The sequence below is a fragment of the Alteromonas sp. 4NS20-0143 genome (assembly GCF_057542855.1).
Map to the genome: position 1 here is coordinate 502,933 of NZ_BAAJLR010000003.1, position 18,514 is coordinate 521,446.

General features: G+C 44.8%; 17 protein-coding genes and 1 pseudogene. 12 read left to right on the plus strand and 6 right to left on the minus strand.

Annotation, left to right across the window (positions count from 1 at the left end; all coding sequences use genetic code 11):
- Positions 1-139 precede the first annotated feature (139 nt).
- The 3 genes and pseudogenes from AC27HD_RS09405 to AC27HD_RS09415 all read left to right on the plus strand — a co-directional run.
- Positions 140-820, plus strand: a complete 681-nt coding sequence (locus tag AC27HD_RS09405) for a response regulator transcription factor (protein WP_487105294.1) — start codon at positions 140-142, stop codon at positions 818-820.
- The gene (locus AC27HD_RS09410) at positions 817-2,241 is read left to right on the plus strand and encodes a sensor histidine kinase (RefSeq protein WP_487105296.1); all 1,425 of its coding nucleotides are present in this window, start codon (positions 817-819) and stop codon (positions 2,239-2,241) included. Before AC27HD_RS09405 ends, AC27HD_RS09410 begins: the two co-directional genes overlap by 4 nt.
- A gap of 127 nt (positions 2,242-2,368) precedes the next feature.
- Positions 2,369-2,527 (plus strand): annotated as a pseudogene (locus AC27HD_RS09415) (DUF2986 domain-containing protein); the annotation flags it as partial.
- 272 nt (positions 2,528-2,799) lie between these two features.
- On the opposite strand, the gene AC27HD_RS09420 reads toward AC27HD_RS09415, so the two are convergent.
- The 3 genes from AC27HD_RS09420 to AC27HD_RS09430 form a co-directional block, all read right to left on the minus strand.
- Positions 2,800-4,302, minus strand: coding sequence for a catalase (locus tag AC27HD_RS09420; RefSeq protein ID WP_487105298.1), 1,503 nt, complete (start codon positions 4,300-4,302; stop codon positions 2,800-2,802).
- A 496-nt stretch (positions 4,303-4,798) separates the two neighbouring features.
- The gene (locus tag AC27HD_RS09425) at positions 4,799-5,353 is read right to left on the minus strand and encodes a DUF3833 domain-containing protein (protein WP_349378028.1); all 555 of its coding nucleotides are present in this window, start codon (positions 5,351-5,353) and stop codon (positions 4,799-4,801) included.
- 154 nt (positions 5,354-5,507) lie between these two features.
- On the minus strand, positions 5,508-6,164 hold the full coding sequence (locus AC27HD_RS09430) for a chalcone isomerase family protein (protein ID WP_487105300.1): 657 nt from the start codon (positions 6,162-6,164) through the stop codon (positions 5,508-5,510).
- A 119-nt stretch (positions 6,165-6,283) separates the two neighbouring features.
- Between AC27HD_RS09430 and AC27HD_RS09435 the strand changes: the two genes are divergently transcribed.
- The 4 genes from AC27HD_RS09435 (at position 6,284) to nspC (ending at position 10,740) form a co-directional block, all read left to right on the plus strand.
- Positions 6,284-7,528, plus strand: a complete 1,245-nt coding sequence (locus tag AC27HD_RS09435) for a 1-aminocyclopropane-1-carboxylate deaminase/D-cysteine desulfhydrase (RefSeq protein WP_487105302.1) — start codon at positions 6,284-6,286, stop codon at positions 7,526-7,528.
- Between the two features lie 182 nt (positions 7,529-7,710).
- Positions 7,711-8,121 carry a hypothetical protein gene (locus AC27HD_RS09440; protein ID WP_487105304.1) on the plus strand — a complete coding sequence of 137 codons (411 nt, stop codon included), beginning with the start codon at positions 7,711-7,713 and terminating at the stop codon, positions 8,119-8,121.
- Between the two features lie 197 nt (positions 8,122-8,318).
- Positions 8,319-9,521, plus strand: coding sequence for a saccharopine dehydrogenase family protein (locus tag AC27HD_RS09445; RefSeq protein ID WP_032097404.1), 1,203 nt, complete (start codon positions 8,319-8,321; stop codon positions 9,519-9,521).
- A gap of 67 nt (positions 9,522-9,588) precedes the next feature.
- Positions 9,589-10,740, plus strand: coding sequence for a carboxynorspermidine decarboxylase (nspC, locus tag AC27HD_RS09450; RefSeq protein WP_487105564.1), 1,152 nt, complete (start codon positions 9,589-9,591; stop codon positions 10,738-10,740).
- 135 nt (positions 10,741-10,875) lie between these two features.
- Here the strand turns inward: nspC and AC27HD_RS09455 are convergent, their stop codons facing one another.
- The 3 genes from AC27HD_RS09455 to rsmI form a co-directional block, all read right to left on the minus strand.
- A complete protein-coding gene (locus tag AC27HD_RS09455) occupies positions 10,876-11,868 on the minus strand; it encodes an LLM class flavin-dependent oxidoreductase (protein WP_487105306.1) in 993 nt (330 codons plus the stop codon).
- Between the two features lie 93 nt (positions 11,869-11,961).
- Complete coding sequence (locus tag AC27HD_RS09460; protein WP_032097402.1) at positions 11,962-12,225, minus strand: hypothetical protein; 264 nt, start codon at positions 12,223-12,225, stop codon at positions 11,962-11,964.
- A 91-nt stretch (positions 12,226-12,316) separates the two neighbouring features.
- Complete coding sequence (rsmI, locus tag AC27HD_RS09465; protein WP_487105566.1) at positions 12,317-13,153, minus strand: 16S rRNA (cytidine(1402)-2'-O)-methyltransferase; 837 nt, start codon at positions 13,151-13,153, stop codon at positions 12,317-12,319.
- Between the two features lie 149 nt (positions 13,154-13,302).
- Here rsmI and AC27HD_RS09470 point away from each other — a divergent pair, with 149 nt between their 5' ends.
- The 5 genes from AC27HD_RS09470 (at position 13,303) to AC27HD_RS09490 (ending at position 18,365) form a co-directional block, all read left to right on the plus strand.
- Positions 13,303-15,342 (plus strand): penicillin-binding protein activator, encoded by a 2,040-nt coding sequence (locus AC27HD_RS09470; protein WP_487105308.1) that lies wholly within the window; start codon positions 13,303-13,305, stop codon positions 15,340-15,342.
- A 9-nt stretch (positions 15,343-15,351) separates the two neighbouring features.
- Positions 15,352-15,693: a YraN family protein gene (locus tag AC27HD_RS09475; RefSeq protein WP_487105310.1), complete on the plus strand. Its 342-nt coding sequence runs from the start codon at positions 15,352-15,354 to the stop codon at positions 15,691-15,693.
- Positions 15,694-15,780: 87 nt separating this feature from the next.
- Positions 15,781-16,377: a phosphoheptose isomerase gene (locus tag AC27HD_RS09480; RefSeq protein WP_032097399.1), complete on the plus strand. Its 597-nt coding sequence runs from the start codon at positions 15,781-15,783 to the stop codon at positions 16,375-16,377.
- A 19-nt stretch (positions 16,378-16,396) separates the two neighbouring features.
- Positions 16,397-16,969: a BON domain-containing protein gene (locus AC27HD_RS09485; protein WP_032097398.1), complete on the plus strand. Its 573-nt coding sequence runs from the start codon at positions 16,397-16,399 to the stop codon at positions 16,967-16,969.
- 40 nt (positions 16,970-17,009) lie between these two features.
- On the plus strand, positions 17,010-18,365 hold the full coding sequence (locus AC27HD_RS09490; protein WP_487105313.1) for an MFS transporter: 1,356 nt from the start codon (positions 17,010-17,012) through the stop codon (positions 18,363-18,365).
- Positions 18,366-18,514: the final 149 nt, after the last annotated feature.

Sequence of the window (18,514 nt, forward strand, 5' to 3'; positions counted from 1 at the left end):
AAAAAGTGCTGTATTTCGCGGGTTATTTATCACGCACGTGGGGTAAAAGTGATCGCTTTTTGTCTACTGACACGTAAAAGAAACCGTAAGCCAATAGCGGCCTTACGTTTCGTTTTAACCTAAAAGTAGAAGTGTAATCATGAGAGTGTTACTTGTAGAAGATGATCCAAAGGTTGCCTCGCACATCGCAAACGGACTGTTGGGCGAAGGTCATGAATGTATTACTGCGGGTGACGGAGCATCTGGCTATAGGGAAGCAACATCAAATGAACTCGATGTTGTGATACTCGACGTAATGCTTCCAGAATACGACGGCTTCACTGTTTTAGAAAAACTGAGAGAAGCTGACAACAACACCCCAGTTTTGTTACTTAGCGCCAAAAGCCAAGTAGAAGATAAGGTGCGCGGCCTGCGCACGGGTGCAAACGACTATTTAACCAAGCCGTTTGCATTTGAGGAGCTGCTTGCTCGCATTGAGGGTCTAGCCGGGCGCGGCAAAGAAGCCGATGACAAAACACTTATCAAAGTTGGCGATTTAACCCTCGATCTCGTTAATCGCAAAGTACTGTGCGGCGAGCAAGAAATTGATTTGCAATCGAAAGAGTTTCAATTACTCGAGTGCCTACTTCGCCATAAGGGTAAAGTCGTCACCCGCAGTATGCTGCTTGAGCAAGTGTGGAACTACCACTTTGACCCTCAGACCAACGTGATTGATGTACATATTAGCCGACTGCGCCAAAAAGTGGACAAAGCATTTAATGTTCCACTGATTGAAACGGTAAGAGGTACGGGCTACCGTATCGCCGATAGCGCTACATGATAGCAATTCGCGACTTCACGAGAAGTTCTAGTTTTCGTGTTGGCGCGCTGCTTACCACACTGGCCAGCGTGGCAATTATTCTCATTGTTTACTTTTGGCGACTAACAAGCAGTGACCTTTTTATAACAGAATCTACGGCGGCAATTAATGCAAAAATTGCCGCTCTTTCTCAGATACATAATTCATTAGGTATTGATGCAGTTAAAGAGGCTATCGACAGCGGAGAGTTTTCACGTTCCACAATGGCCAATAATTCTGCATCGACTACCAACGCCTCATCCGGCGAACTACCCAAGTCTGTTCGCTCTTTCGTAGTATTAAGTCAAAACGAACAGTTTGTTACTGGAAACCTTGCCAGTATTCCGCTTATTTTAGAGCGTCATGAGCACGCAAACTTTAACACGGCTGAAATTGTTATTTCGCTGCCTGATAGCGGCGAACGCAAAACCCTTCGGCAGGCGTTAGTTAGAGAAGTCTCCTTAGGCAGCTATACGTTAATTGTAGGTCGTGGAATTGACGACTTATACAGTGCCCAATGGTTTGGCAGAGCGTTTAGCTGGATTATAGTGGTGCTGCTTTCGATGTTAAGCGTACTCAGTTTTGCCATTGCTGTTTATGTGGTTAATCGTATTAATCGAATGTCCCAAACCGCAGACAAAATAATAAAAACGGGGAATTTAGAAGAACGTCTAGAAATTGATAGTAACTGGGATGATTTAAGCAGCTTGTCAGCAGTATTCAACCAAATGTTAGATACCATAGAAAGCTCAGTGAACAATATCAAAACCGTAACTGACAGTATTGCACACGATCTTCGTACCCCCTTAGCACGATTACGCAACACATTAGAGCAAATAGACGACGAAAAACTGCGTGATGAAACAACCCACGAAGCAGATAATCTGCTTAATATGTTCAATAGTTTACTTAGAATAAGCGGGCTAGAAACCACCAACAAAAAAGAAGGGTTTTGCGAAACCGATGTTCTTGCAATTGTTGAAGATGTTGTAGACCTTTACCACCCGCTAGCTGAAGACAGGAATATAACCCTGACTAGCTCCTTGCAGCCAATCACCATGATTGCAGACCCCAACCTGCTATTTCAAGCTGTAGCGAACGTACTTGATAATGCCTTAAAGTACTCTCCCGATGGAAGCCGTGTAGTAGTGCAATTAACGTCGACGAAAACACACCACGTCATATCCATCAACGACGCAGGGATGGGCGTAGGAGAGCATGAACTTGAAAGTTTAGAACGTCGTTTTTATCGCGCAGATGGCAGCAGAACAAGTAAAGGCAACGGTTTGGGGCTGTCTCTTGTCTCTGCCATTGTTAAGCTACACGAAGGCCGTGTGTGGTTTGTACACGACCCACTCATGAATGGAACGGGCTTGGGCGTGGTACTTAGTTTCAAGCGCTAGGCGATTAGACTATTCATATACAACTCTCGCCCTTCAATAAACCGTGACTGGCCACATGCGTCTGGCACGAGTTCTTATTAACACGATATAATGCGCAAATTCAGTTGTCCGTTTGAGGGAATTGGTTTTGAACCGTCGTAAAAAAATCATCAAGAAACTCCAAGAAAAAGACAAAAAGGCGAACGCTAAACTTCATAAAAGTAGTAAGCCAGTTTATGTTTCTAAAGCTGAGAGGGAAAAATTAGCTGAGCGGGCCGATAGCGATCGTTCCAGTAATGAGCAGTCAAATACCGAGCCATCAATTGCCGGGCAATCTATTATCGAGCCATCAATTACCGAGCAGGCAGATTGCGGTCAAAGGGATAAAGAACAGCTAGATAACGAGTAAATAACCGTGACTAAAAGTGGGTTAAAAAAAACATTCACGAAGAACAAACTACGACGTTAAAAGCCGTAGACAGTATTTACCTCAATCCTGAATTAAAAAAATGCCAGTCACACGATAAATCTAGCGAATGACTGGCGTTTACTTATAGTCTGTTAAGAGCTGCTTTTGCTCTAGTTGTCTTCAAGCGGTGTGTTCTCAGTAATCGGTACCGTATTCACATCAGTATCAAGGCTTTCTACCGCATTTTTCACGCCAGCAGCGTAGTCAGGGTGCACCCTTTCAAGAACGGCATACCATCTCGATTTCACCTCATCTGAACATGGCCCCATAGCAGCGGCATAGTTCTTATACATCCGCTCTTTTTGCTCATCCGAAAACATTTCATAAAGCTTCCGGGGCTGAACATAATCAACGTCTGCATCATCTTGATGATACCTATCTGCATCGCCATCGATTCGTAGAGGCGGCTCTTTTACTGAAAAGTCCGCAACCGGCCCATCATGTTGATTTGGTTCATAATAAGCATCTGGATTCCCGAAATCATTAGTAAAGAATCGCATTGCTCCATCTTTATGGTAATGATTTACATCGCTGTTCTTTGGCGCGTTGGCAGGAAGCGCTTCGTAGTGCGTGCCTAATCTATACCTGTGAGCGTCTGCGTAAGAAAAAATCCTCGCTTGCAGCATTTTATCTGGGCTAAACCCGATCCCCGGAACAACATTTGATGGACTAAATGCGGCATTTTCAACCATTTGAAAATAGTTATCTGGGTTGCGGTTCATTTCTAATTCACCCACCTCGATCAGTGGGTAATCATCATGTGGCCACACCTTGGTGAGATCAAACGGGTTAAAGCTCTGCTCACCCGCCTCCTCTTCTGGCATCGCTTGTATGTACATTGTCCACTTAGGGAAATTGCCCTCATCTATCGCGCTGTAAAGCTCCTCTTGATACTTTTCCCGCGTGCTACCGATGATTTTTTCCGATGTTTCATTGGTGTAATTCTTAATACCCTGTTGGGTTTTAAAGTGAAATTTCACCCAGTGACGCTTACCCTCTTTATTCCACATGCTGAAAGTATGGCTTCCATATCCATTCATATGCATAGGCGAAACAGGAATACCTCTATCTGACATTAAGATAGTAACTTGGTGTACGCTTTCTGGCTGAGCAGCCCAAAAGTCGAACATAGCCTCTGGCGAGCGCAGGTTAGTTTTTGGATGGCGCTTTTGAGTACGAATAAAGTCGGGAAACTTATAACCGTCGCGAACGAAAAATACGGGAGTATTATTCCCTACCATGTCCCAGTTACCTTGCGCGGTATAAAACTTCAAGCTAAAGCCGCGAACATCACGTTCGGTGTCGGCTGCGCCTGACTCTCCAGCTACAGTGGACCATCGGCTCAATACCTCTGTTTGCTTACCTACCTGAGAGAAGATATCAGCACACGAATAGTCAGTAATATCATGAGTTACGGTGAATGTACCCTGTGCTCCCCACCCTTTTGCATGAACAACACGTTCGGGAATACGCTCACGATTTTGATGAGCTAGCTTTTCGAGAAGCTGGTAATCTTGAAGTAATGCTGGACCGCGTTCTCCCGCTGTTTTAGTCGTTTCATTACTGACTACTGGAGCGCCCGCTGATGTAGTTAACTGTGGCTTCTTTGACATAAAATCTCCTTTAATGAGCCTTTAATAGGCTCAATTCCATTGCATGTAGGGCACAACACCTACGACATATAATTGCTACGATGGCGAAATCAAAAGGTTTAAATTTTTTTAATCTTTACATTGTGCACTGACGAGGAATTAAGAAGAAGTAGAGCAAGAAACCGTCGCTTTTCCACAACTGACTGTTTGAACAAGGGCCTGTAACAAAAAAGAGCAAATAAATTGCGCTACTGCAACAATAAGCAACTTATTAGCGAAGAGTCTCAGACAGTATGGTTTTTGAGAACGTTAGAGAAGAAAGTAAGTTAGCTGGAGAAAATAAGCACGAGCTTGTTTAATCAAAGATGAGGGCTTACGCTTGCACCAAACCCCGTTCAGAAATGTCAGATAACGCTGTCTACACGTTAGTCATTATTAGTTGCGCCAATGCTTCTGTAGCATCAACGCAACACAATCCCACCTTAAAATTTTCACAATATTCCAATAACTTACAATGCTACTCCTGCTTTTGCATGAATATGGTCACTTCGGCCATAACAATCCCGAATTTGCGGATATAAGAGCGATTCATCATGGTTGTTTCATCAAAAGCCCAAAACCAATCGTCAAACGTCACAGAGTAACTGGTGTCGTCTACGGGTAAATCCATTTGGTAATGGAAATTGAAAGCATTACCGTATGATGTACCTGCAGCAGGGCCGTCTATGTCACCAGCGTTTCCAACGAATGTTCCGTCGCTTTGTTTAACAATTTTCCACGTGCGGGACATTGGACCTTCACCAACACCATAATCGAAGCTTTCATCGAGTGTTAACGTGTCACCGTCAATAGAACCATCAATATCCACTTTAAAACGCTGCACTACTTCGCCAGAGCGATTTTGAACGATGCCCCACGCTTTGACATCACCATCAAAAAACTGCTCGATGTTAAATGCTGGTTGCACAGAGGTATAGTCTTTACCTTCAACCGACACCGAACAACCACTCAGCGTTACTGCACTTATTCCCAATCCTGCTAGTGCATAGGCAGCGCGTTTCAATGATTTCATAATTATCCTGTTCTTTACTCTAATGCTAAAATTAAAAAATAGTCTTTGAGCTACGCTAATAGTTCCGCTTTATGTTCCCAAAATGCGTTAGCTAAAGGTGTTTTACCCAACGCCTCTCTCGCTATCAGAGAGGCTTCGCCGCACACAAAGCAATTTATTTGATGCCTAGTAACGCTCTTCTAAACTTAGGCTCTGAGGTATTCTCACCCAACCAAATATCAAAGAATTTTTGCGTAAACTCTGGGTCTTTAACTTCCCCAGCATTTTCGCCGTTGAAATAGAATAAGGCGTTGCCCTCTTCAGTGGCTACGCCTGTTAATACATCTCCCTCTTTTACATCCGGGAAAATATCTACCATGTCTTGTAACCAGCGCTTGGCTTTCTCTGAATCAAGCTTTGCCTGCTTTTTCATCTCATCAATAGAACGCTCCGCTATTTTCTTACCGTCTAGCGAACGTTGGTATTTTAGCGTTAAGGCAATAGGCTTTCCTTTCTCATATTCTCCCTTGGGAGCGAACAAGGTAGCCTCGTAAACGTCGAATAGGTAATAAGTAAACATATCTTTGCCTACAACTTCTGCATCGGGGACACTTTCAGATACTGGCGAAGGCAAAGCAGCATGTGATGCAAAAGATACGCTCATCAGAGAAATACTCATCATTGTTAAACTTAAAAAAGCAGCCCGTTTCACGACAGTGCGAAGCTTATTAACTAAAGAACTCAACAGCGAGCTCTTCTCTGCCTGCGATTTATTTGAGGTTGCGTGTTTGATACACGCTAATTCAGCTTTCGCTGTTAATTTAGGTTTCATCATTTTTCCCTGTATGACTCTCCGGCGTTAATTTTAGTCGCCCTATTTGACGAACTGACGCTTTCAACATTTCTATACTTTTTGATTTATGGTCGTATTAGTTATACTGCGAGCAGATAATGAATGATCAATTGTGGCAACTTCCTCCTGTGAATAAACTAACAACGCTTGAGCAAACACTCACCCAGCCTTCACCTTTAGAATTGTTCAAACCTGACTGGCCTGGTGCCGAGGATGTGACTATTTATGTAAAGCGCGACGACAAAATACACCCCGTAGTGTCTGGTAATAAGTGGCGGAAACTGAAGCAGTTTATTTACGGCTACGCAGAGCAATATCTAGACGGTGCTGCATTTGAGGAAGGACTACCTCAAAATGCTGATGGGGACTCTCCTGACGATGAAGAATCTTCATTTATTGCTGAGGGCTCTTCATTCAGCGCTGAGGGCTCCTTTAACGCTGAGGGCTCTTCATCCACCGCTGAGCGCTCCTTTAACGCTGAGGGTTTTTCATCCACTGCTCAGGGCTCTCTATACGCCAAAGGCTCTCTCAGACTCATCAGTTTTGGTGGTGGCTTTTCAAATCACCTGCATGCACTCGGATATGTGTGTTATACCCTCGGCATTCCGCTTACAGCCATTATCCGTGGTGACTACTCTGCTACACCAACACCAATGATTAGCGACCTAACTTCATGGAACGTCGATATTGAGTATGTTGACCGAATAACCTATAAAAAACGTGACTCTGCCGAATACCTCAACACACTAAAAGAGCGCTTTTCCCCTGCCATTATCATCCCAGAAGGGGGAAGCCAAAAACAGGCAATCGAAGGGGTTGCAGAGTTAGTGAGTGAGATTACTGAAGCGCTCGCTACCAATCACAATGCCGAGTTCGACACTATTATTGCCCCCGTAGCCAGTGGTGCCACAATGGCAGGTATTGTCAGTGCGTTAACGCCAAACCAGCACGCTATTGGTATTGGCGTGCTTAAAGGTCAAGATTACTTGGAATCCTTAGTTAACCAGTTTTTAGCCCCTGCCATTTTGACAAAAAAAATTGTGACAAAGGAAATTATGACAAAAGAACTCGCAGCAAAAGCGCCTGCGAGCAATGACGAAGAGAGAAAAACAAACAGTAACTGGCATATTAACCATGAATACCATTGCGGTGGATATGCAAAGGCGCCGCCCTATTTAAAGGCGTTTTGTGAGAACTTTAACAACGCCATGCCCTTTAATATTGAGCCTGTTTATTCCGGAAAAGTATTTTTCGCATTGAAAGATATGCTTAAAAAGGGCACATTTAAATCAGGTAGTAAGATTATTGTCTTACACACCGGCGGACTTCAGGGTGCTCGCTAAGGATATTGCACAGTGCTCATTTCTGTAGTGATAGTAAACCTATGAGTCCAATACACCGTAAGCAATGATGAAAGGAAAAAAAGTACAGGGTATCTAAAAACAGCAATCGTAAAATAATAGTGATGACCTATAGAGTCTTAACTATAGCATCGCAAGCAACGCTAACTTTGAGGAGATACAACATGATCGACCGACCAGTTACATTGCCAATCCCTTTAAAAGAACTTGTTTCCAAATCACTTTCCATATGTAAAGTAATGCTACTAAACAGCGATGTATTTTACCCTTTTGCGGCTATAAACCAAGACGGTAAAAACGGTTGTATATTTGCAGATGAAACCACTGAGAGCAAACGTGAGTCACAACTCATTGAGCAACTCCAGTGGAGGATCATCGACACAACCACAGACACCAACAGTTACAGCGTTTTAGTCTATGCTGCGACTATCAATACACAGAACAGCAAAAATGTTGATGCCATAGCGGTAGTAACATCGTCGCCTGATCAAGAAGAACGATTGCTCCTATATCCTTATTACAAGGTTGACGGTTCTGTGGTGGTATCGCCGCCAATTAATACTGCGGCGCCCTAGCTGCAATCTTTGTACGACCCAAGCTTGACTAAACAAGCTTGTAAACCCTGCGATAGTTAAAACGTGCATAACGTTTTCTATCGTTAGCAGGAAAATTTATACTATTTATACTTTCAGACACTGACTTTGCTTGCCAAATCGCCGGTGTCTGCTAGCATTCAGCAAAAATTTACTCGCAAAATTTAGGGATTAATACTATGTCTCGCGTTCTCATTATTGGTGCTGGCGGCGTTGCCTCAGTGACGGTTAAAAAGTGTGCTCGTTTGCCACAACATTTCGATGAAATATTCTTAGCAAGTCGAACGGTGTCTAAATGTGAAGCTCTTCAGCAAGAAGTTGGTGAAGACCGCGTAAAGGGCGTATTTGCTTTAGATGCTGACAATGCTAAAGAAGTAGAAGCGTTAATCAACGAAGTGCAGCCAGACTTAGTGATTAATTTGGCACTGCCATATCAAGACCTACCTATCATGGACGCGTGTTTGGCAACTAACACTCATTATCTTGATACCGCAAACTACGAACCAAAAGACGTAGCAAAATTCGAATACTCATGGCAGTGGGCGTACCAAGACAAGTTTAAAGATGCCGGTATCATGGCATTACTTGGAAGTGGTTTTGATCCAGGTGTCACTAACGTCTTTACTGCGTATGCAGCAAAACACTACTTTGATGAAATTCACTACCTTGATATTGTCGATTGTAATGGCGGCGATCACGGGCAAGCATTCGCGACTAACTTCAACCCAGAAATCAATATCCGCGAAATTACTCAGCGTGGTAAATTTTGGGAAAATGGTGAGTGGAAAGAAACTGATCCGCTTAGCGTTCGAGAAGACCTTGACTATCAAAATATAGGCGAGCGCGCTTCGTACCTTATGTTCCACGAAGAGCTTGAGTCGTTGGTGAAACACTTCCCAACCCTTAAACGTGCCCGTTTTTGGATGACATTTGGCGAGGCTTACCTCAACCACCTACGCGTGCTTGAAGGTATCGGTATGACGAGCATTGAGCCTATAGAATTTCAAGGCCAACAAGTTGTGCCTTTAGAGTTTCTAAAAGCTGTATTACCTAACCCAGGCTCGCTTGCAGAAGGTTATGTAGGCATGACCTGTATTGGTACTTACATTACAGGTATAAAAGATGGCAAAGAAAAGACCATCTTTATCTACAATAACTGCGAACACGCTAAGTGTAATGAGGAAGTGGGTGCTCAGGCGGTATCTTACACCACAGGCGTTCCTGCGATGATTGGTGCTGCACTTATGTTAAACGGCACGTGGAAAGAAGCCGGTGTGTGGAATATGGAACAGTTTGATCCAGACCCGTTCATGGATATGCTTAATGAACACGGACTGCCGTGGCATGTACTAGAGTGCGATAGCAGCCCATTTACTAAGTAGATTGCTTTAAACAAATACTTATTGATATTTACGAGGGGCGCTATGTTAAGTGCCCCTTTTTTACGTTATTGACCGGAGCGTGAACACCTTGACCGATCTTACCCAACGCACTGATATTCCCTCACCCTGCTATGTTCTTGAGGAGGCAAAATTAATTCGTAACCTAACGCTGATGAAGCGCGTTCAAGACGAGTCAGGCGTGCGAATTATTTTAGCCCTTAAAGGCTTTTCTATGTGGTCTTGCTTCGATATCGTCAAACAATATCTTCAGGGTGCCACCGCAAGCTCAGTGTGGGAGGCAAAGTTAGCAGCCGAAATGGGCAAAGAGGTTCATGCCTATTCTCCTGCTTATAAAGCCGAGGATGCAAAAGCACTGGCTTCACTGGTACACCATTTATCGTTTAATAGCCTCAGCCAATGGCATACCCATCGTGAGGCGCTAAAAGACGTATCACTTGGTCTGAGAATTAATCCTGAGCATCAAGAAGCAGATACACCACTTTACGACCCCGCTGCACCCGGTTCGCGATTAGGGATAAGAGCGGATGAGTTAGAGGGTGTCAGCCTTGATGGAATTGAAGGTTTTCACTGCCACAATTTATGCGAATGTGATTCTTTTGCCACAGAGCGTACTTTGCAGGCCATTGAAAAACGATTTGGCAAATGGCTACATCAATTGAAATGGTTGAATTTAGGCGGCGGTCATTTAATGACAAGTGAAGGCTATGACGTTGAGCACTTAATCAACACACTGTCGGCATTTAAAGAGCGTTACCCCCACCTTGATATTATCTTAGAGCCGGGCTCTGCGGTAGCGTGGCAAACAGGCCCTTTACTATCGGAAGTGGTGGACGTGGTAAATAACGAAGGTGATATTGCCATATTGGATATCTCGGCCACTGCTCACATGCCAGATGTGTTAGAGATGCCCTATCGACCTACCGTATTAGATGCGGCATTACCAAACGAAAAAGCCCACAATTATAAGCTTGGCGGCAACTCATGTCTTGCTGGAGATGTTATAGACACCTACTCCTTCGATGAACCTCTCGTAGCAGGAAGCCGTGTTCAGTTTGAAGATATGATGCACTACACCATGGTAAAAACTACGTTTTTTAATGGTGTTGACCATCCGTCCATTGGCATATTGCGCTCGAACGGTGAGTTTGAATTAGTTCGAAGTTTCACGTACGAAGACTTTAAAGGGCGCTTGTCTTAAGCCAATAAATCTAAAAACAGTCGGCCTACATCGGCCGACTTTTTCTTAGTGTTTTTTGTGTTCTACCATGCTGGCCCTTATCTACGAATTTCGATGTAATCGAAACCGTTTTAATTACACGTCAGTCCAGCATTTCTAATGCATTATCTCGGCTAGCAGCGACACACTCTTTAACCTAGCGTCTAAATTATGGATGGGCATTGAAACAATCAGCTCATCGACCTCAGTTTTCCCTAAAAACTGTGCTAGCTGCTCAGTCACTGTGTTTTTTGAGCCGACCAGCGCATACTGCAATACATGAGACAGCATTGCATGGTCAGTAGGCGTACACATTGTAGATAGGTCGTCCGTCGGTTTAGCAAAAGGCTTATTAAGCCCTCGGCGCATATTCATAAACTGTTGTTGAACCGAAGTGAAAAGGTATTGCGCTTCCTCATCGGTATCGGCTACTACCGCCATTACCCCTGCCATAACATAAGGTTTTTCTAATTTTTCGGACGGAGTAAACGTAGAACGATAAAGATGCAAAGCATCAAAAAGCTGGTCTGGTGCAAAATGTGAGGCAAATGAATAGCGAAGCCCAAACGATGCGGCAAGCTGCGCACTGTATAAACTAGAGCCTAATAGCCACAAAGGAATATGCGTATTAGCGCCTGGCACCGCAACAATGTTTTGGGCGGGTTCAGGAGTACTTAAATAGCGCTGAAGCTCTTTAATATCGTCAGGATAGGTGTCTATAGCACTTGAATTACTAAGGTTTCTACGTAATGCTTTAGCGGTAGCCATATCAGTACCTGGAGCTCGCCCAAGTCCTAAATCAATACGCCCGGGATACAAAGTCTCTAATGTGCCAAATTGCTCAGCAATGACCAGAGGCGAATGGTTAGGCAACATCACACCACCCGCTCCAACTCGAATATGATTGGTCGCATTAGCAATATTCCCTAGTACTACCGCAGTAGCAGAACTTGCCACGCCATACATACCGTGATGCTCTGCCAACCAAACCCGTTGATATCCACTGCGCTCTGCTTGTTGAGCTAGCTCTCGCGAATTACTCAGTGCATTACTTATACTCTGGCCTTCTGAAATAGGCGCCAAATCTAGAAGCGAAAGGGGTAACGGCATTGCATACCTCATCGTTTAATTGTCGTAAGTCAAAGGCCAGCAAACGTGTCGGTGTTAACTACCGACATTTTGGCCGGGCTTTATCGATAGCGCTTATATAACACCACTACCCTTTGCGGTTTCGCTTTCATCTATTTCCCCTTCCACTAGCACGATATCATCCAGCTCGATGGTAAATGAGGTACCTTGTTTTCCGCTTACGCTATACCGAAAACCATACATCTCACCTTCATTAAACGATATCTCAGCGCTGGTATTAGGGTGAATCAAATCGAACACTCCCGAATCATTGGCCTTTGAGAACACATCTACCAGCCACTTGCCCTCTGCCATGGTGATTTTCAATGTTTTTTTCATTTACGCCTCCATTTTCTGCTGTTCAACATTCTCTTAATTGGTAACAACTAAAAGACAGTTAAGATCAGTGCCAGCCCCAATTAGCTCAGGTTTATTCTTTTGCGTCCAACCCCGCTTGATAAAGTGCGTTTTTCTTTAATCCATAGTGTCCTGCTACTACCGCAGCAGCTTTTTTCAGTGGAATATGCTCACAAAGTGTGTGCAGCAATGACATTGCCTCAGAGGGAATTTCCTGTTCACTAACGTGAGCTGGACCAATCATCACCACAAACTCGCCTTTTTGGTGGGCCGCTTCGGATGTTAGGTAATCAATAACATCTTGGGCGCTGCCGCTTACATAGGTTTCGAAAGTTTTAGTTAGCTCTTTCGCCACTACAATATGCCTTTCACCGAGCACCCGCTGAATAAGCGTCACTGTGTCTAAAATCCTGCGTGGCGCTTCGTAAAATACACTCGTGTAAGGTCTATCAAGTAGCGCAGAAACCGCACTTTCTCTGGCCTGTGCTTTTACTGGCAAAAACCCTTCAAAAATAAACTTGTCTGTAGGTAAGCCTGACGCGCTTAATGCAGTAATGGCTGCACAGGGGCCTGGCAGGGCGCAAACCGGAATGCCCTGCTCTCGGCAGCGACGTACCAAAATAAAGCCAGGGTCGCTTATAAGCGGTGTTCCTGCGTCACTGATTAATGCAACCGCCTCGCCACCTTTTAGTCGCTCGCATAACATGGCTGCACGCTTATCTTCGTTATGATCGTGCAGCGATAATGTTTTGGTAGTGATACTCAAGTGCTGAAGTAATCTTGAGCTATGGCGGGTGTCTTCTGCCGCAATCCAACTCACACTGCCAAGTACCTCGATAGCACGAGCGCTTATGTCGTTTAAGTTTCCGATGGGGGTGGGTACAATGTATAGCGTAGCAACGTCTTTTATAGAATTGGCAGAGTTAGTCATAAATAATAATAGAAACGTGATAATGCGGTAAGTGTAACATGCCAATAGTCCAGTTTATGCCGCCAAGCGTAGATTTTCACACTGGTTGAGATAAACTGAGCCCATATCGAAGTAAAAGGAATGAAACTGTGCGCCATACCGGAACCACTGGAAAACACATTACGCGTTTTGCGGTAACCTCATTACTGCTTTCACCGTTATTGTTAGTTGGCTGCACGAGTACGCCCAAAAAAGCGGTTAACGTTTCAACAAACGTAAAATCTCCTGTTGAGCAGCCTGTTACCCAAGAAGAGATTACACCTGAACACAAGCTTGTTGAGGCAAAAAAGGCGTGGCTTGAAACTCGCAATAAAGAGCGAAGAGACACCTTACTTCTAGAAGCTGCTGAGCTGTATATCGCAAATCAAAAGCCCCTGTTAGCCCAACAAGTGCTTTATGAAGTGAAGCAAGACGGCGTATCTACTGCTAACCAACCTGCTTACGCACTGCTTATGGCAAAAGTGTATTTAAACAGCCCTGACGCGTCGTCTCAAACCCTACTGACACTGCTTGAGACAGTGCCTGACCAAAGCCAATTTGCTATCGAAAAAGCACACCTTCAGACACAGTTATTTATTCGTAATGGTAATTATGGCGCGGCGGCAAACAGCCTATTGAAAACCGACCTCACTGACGAACAAAAAGTAGAGCAAATTTGGGCATGGGTAACGTCAATGCCCTTATCATCACTTGACGACGTAAGCGCGCAGTATCCCGCACTTTCTCCCTTTGTTAGCTTAAGAAAATTAACGCAAGAATATCGGTCTAACCCTGAACAGCTTGCCGCTAACCTACGCAATTTCAAACGTGTCTATGCAGGTCACAGTCTAGGCAAGGCTTTCCCTAAAAATGTAGATAGCGCTACCCAGCTTTCTCGCCCTAGCATCGACAGTATTGCCGTGTTGCTCCCACTATCGGGGCGTCTTGGCGCAACGGGAAATACCATTAAAAACGGCATCATGGCTGCGTATTATCAGAGCATTGAAGATAATCAGAGCGAGCGCGACCTGCCTCAGCTTAGCTTTGTCGATACCACAGACAAAGATGTCGAGGGTATTGTAAGTGCCATCGGAGAAGCAAAATTTGTTATTGGCCCGCTACTTAAGGATAACGTTGAACGCATAGTGCCTGCCCTACCTACTGGGGTAAATGTATTAGCCCTAAATCGGTTTGATAATTTTCAGCAGGCAATGGGCGAGCTTGATAGAACCATTGAGATGCTTGCACAGCAGGATGATTCGGGGAACGCTGAAGCCGGCTCGCTATCAGAACAAAAAAGCGCGATGCCTCCCTTATCTGCAGAGCAAGGTTTATCTGAGAAAACGTCTGTAGAGCAACCTATCGCAGCTAACTTCTTTGGTCTAGCACCAGAAGATGAGGCCAAACAGCTTGCAGAGCTTATATTTAACAAAGGTTTCAGGGCCCCTATTGTTATTGCAGAGCAGAGCTCTCTTTACATGCGCATGGATGATACATTTAAAGCGCATTGGGAAACGCTGAACCAGGCAGAAGGCAAACGCCGCACCAACATTACGTCGGTAACGTTCAATGACAGTAACTCGCTGAGAGAAGGCATTACTTCAGCGCTGGATGTGGCGCAAAGCAACGAACGAATTAATCAAATTGAGTACATGACTAATGACGAAGTGTACAACATGCCTCGTAGCAGACGAGACATAGACGCGATTATCGCATTTGCTTCACCACAAGACACCGAATTACTCAACCCGATTATTGAAGCAAGCCTAAACCCTCTTGATGGGCAGCCCATACCCGTTTATGCCTCATCTCGCTCTATGGATTACGACAGCGGTAAAAACCAGTGGCGTGATTTGAAAAACATTCACTTTATCGATATGCCTTGGTTAATGCCGCAGCATAAATGGCAAGGTTTAGCCCAAACCGTAGACCAAGCCTTTGCAGCACAAAGTACCATGCAAAAGCGTTTATTCGCCTTTGGGTATGACGCATATGAGCTACTCCCCCAGCTTGGTATATTAAACACGCTACAATACTTGAATCACGATGGGCTTACAGGCTCGCTGTCACTAAACGAGAATGGCGAAGTAGAGCGGCTGCAGCCCAGGGCTATCATTCGCAATGAAAAAGTGGAAATACTCACAGAATAGAGAGTTATTATGTCGATAGTGCAAGGGAATGCAGCAGAGCAACAAGCCTGTCAATTTTTATTGGAACAAGGTCTTAGTTTACGCTGTCAAAACTATCGCACGCGCCGAGGCGAATTAGATATTGTTATGCAAGACGGCGACACCATAGTGTGTGTTGAGGTCAAATATCGTAAGAATACGAAATTTGGCAATGCAGCAGAATTCGTTACCGCACAAAAACTGCAGCGAATTCAAGCTGCGTTTGAGTTCTATTTGTTAGATAATAGCCTCAATTCGACGTCTACGTCATTGCGGATAGACGTTATTGCTATCGACGGTAATCGTCTTCAATGGCTAAAAAATATTGGCTAATGCCTGCTTTAGCATTCGAAGCGCCTCATACGCGCCCACCAGCGCTGAAGATTTTCTATCAGCAGCTCGCTTAAAAAGAGAAGAAGTATGATTGAACAAATTAAAGCTAACTTTACTGAAAGTATTCAAACCAAAATTGCTGCCTCTGAAATTTTGCCAGAGTCGATTGAAAAAGCAGCGAGCATGATGGTTGAAGCGCTTATTCGTGGAAATAAAGTGCTTAGCTGCGGTAATGGCGGTTCGGCTGGCGATGCACAGCACTTTTCTTCTGAAATGCTAAATCGCTACGAAAGGGACCGCCCTAGCCTGCCTGCTATAGCATTGAGTACCGATACCTCAACAATTACGTCTATTGCCAACGATTACAGCTACGATGAAATCTTTGCCAAGCAAGTACGTGCGCTAGGTCAACCCGGCGATATCCTTCTTGCTATTTCTACCAGCGGAAACTCGCGCAACGTTACCGCCGCCATGGAAGCAGCACTGTCGCGCGACATGACGATAGTTGCATTGACTGGTAAAGACGGTGGAGAAATGGCCGGATTTCTTAGTGAGCACGATGTAGAAATTCGCGTACCGTCAAACCGTACTGCACGAATACAAGAAGTGCATTTGCTTGTCATTCACAATTTATGCGAGTGCATTGACGATAGCTTATTCCCAGCTGATCACGGTGACGAGTAATTATTAATTTATGAAGCCAATGACAAAATGCGTAAGCATTCTAGCTATTACTTTTGCCATGACCTTACAAGGTTGTGTGGTGGCGGTTGGCGCTGCAGGTGCTGTTGCAGCGAAGGTAGCTAACGACCGGCGAACCGTGGGCACCCAGCTTGACGATCAAAATGCCGACAGTGCGGTAGCGTTTCAATGGTCTAAAAGCGATGCGTTGAAAGAGCAAGCTAACCTACAGGTTGATGTTTACAACGGCGTAGCGCTGCTCACCGGTCAAGCGCCTAATCAAGCGCTCATTAACGAAGCGGTTGAACGCGCCCAAAACGTGGATTATTTAAAGAAAATACACAACCAAGTGCGCGTTGCTACTCCAATAGGTGCAGGTACTCAAGCCAACGACATTTGGCTCGCATCCAAAGTGAGAACAAAGCTTGTTGCCGACGAGCGTGTACCTGCGTTGCAAGTAAGGGTAGTAGTACAAGACTCTGAAGTATTTCTTATGGGCAGATTATCCAGCCTAGAAGCCACCGCTGCGGTAGACATTGCTCGCAATGTGACTGGCGTAGCTAGAGTTGTGCGCGCCTTTGAAATTAATCAGTAAAGACGCTGCCACTGCCCTTCTCGTGGCGGGGGCGCTCTTTATGGAAATTCTGGACGCCACGGTTATTACTACGGCGCTCCCAGTTATTGCCGCAGATTTTGGGATCCCCGCTGCGCACCTTTCAATTGGTGTATCGGCATACCTTGTTGCGGTTACCCTATTCATCCCCCTCAGTGGCTATGTGGCCGATCGCTTTGGCGCTAGAACCATATTTATTGCTGCCATTGGGGTATTTACCCTTGCCTCTGTGCTATGTGGTTTGAGCACCACCCTGGTTGAATTTACTCTATCGAGAATATTACAAGGAATTGGCGGGGCAATGATGGTGCCCGTTGGCCGGTTAGTGGTACTTCGTGACCTGCCAAAAGAAAAATTAGTTAAAACGGTGGCCATAATTACCTGGCCAGCGCTGAGTGCCCCTTTACTCGGCCCTGTATTAGGGGGCTATATTGCCACCCATTTCAGCTGGCAATGGATATTTTATATGAATATTCCTTTGGGCTTAATTGCAATTATTGCCTCGGCATATTTACTTCAAAATACAAAAGGCGAAGTAAGCACATTCGATGTAAAAGGCTTTCTGCTCACCGGCGTAGGGTTTGCACTTTTTATGGCTGGCATTGAGTTTCTTGCGAGTAACGGTGACAGACTATTAGAAAGTGCCACCATTATTTCCGTGGGTTTTGTGGGTATGCTGCTTGCCATGTGGCACATAAAAAGAGCAAAGAATCCGCTCTTCTCATTTGATGCAATGCAGCATCGCACCTTTCGATTATCGGTGTATGGCGGCTCTGTCGTGCGCATTGCGCTAGGCAGTGCGCCTTTTCTTATTCCCCTAATGCTGCAACTTGGCTTGGGTTACACACCTGTAGAAGCCGGCTCTATCTTGCTGTGGCTGTTTGCAGGTAACCTTGCTATTAAACCTGCCACAACATGGATTATGAATACCTTTGGCTTTAAACCGGTATTGATTGTTAACGGAGTACTTATTGCGCTAGGTTTTGTCGCCTTGGCAATGATTGATGCTAACACCTCGTCCTTTACCATTGCAGCTCTGCTATTCATCAATGGCATTACCCGTTCAATGCACCTCACTTTGCTAAATACCATCGCTTTTGCAGACGTTCCCCCAGATAAGATGCGCGATGCAAATACCCTTGGGGCAATATTGATGCAAATGAATCGCGGGCTGGGAATAACACTTTCAGCACTGGCCATAGCAGTGGCTGCGTTAATACTCGGTCAATCTGCAGATACGCCAGATATAACAACATTCACCATCGCCATGGTATTTATGGCTATACTGGCATTGGTTAGCATTACAGACAGCATCTTGCTTTCAAAGGAAGACGGCGATGCGGTGCTAAACAAACGCATGCGTAAAAAATCACTGTGAATACTAACGCGTGTGGGGCTTTGCTAAACATTTCTCTATAGAACGTATACGCTTTGGGGAAGTGATTACAATAGGCAGGACGTCCATAAAAAATATAATTGCCGATAGCCCAAAACAGTTTTACTCTACTATTTGCTTTTGAACGGCTT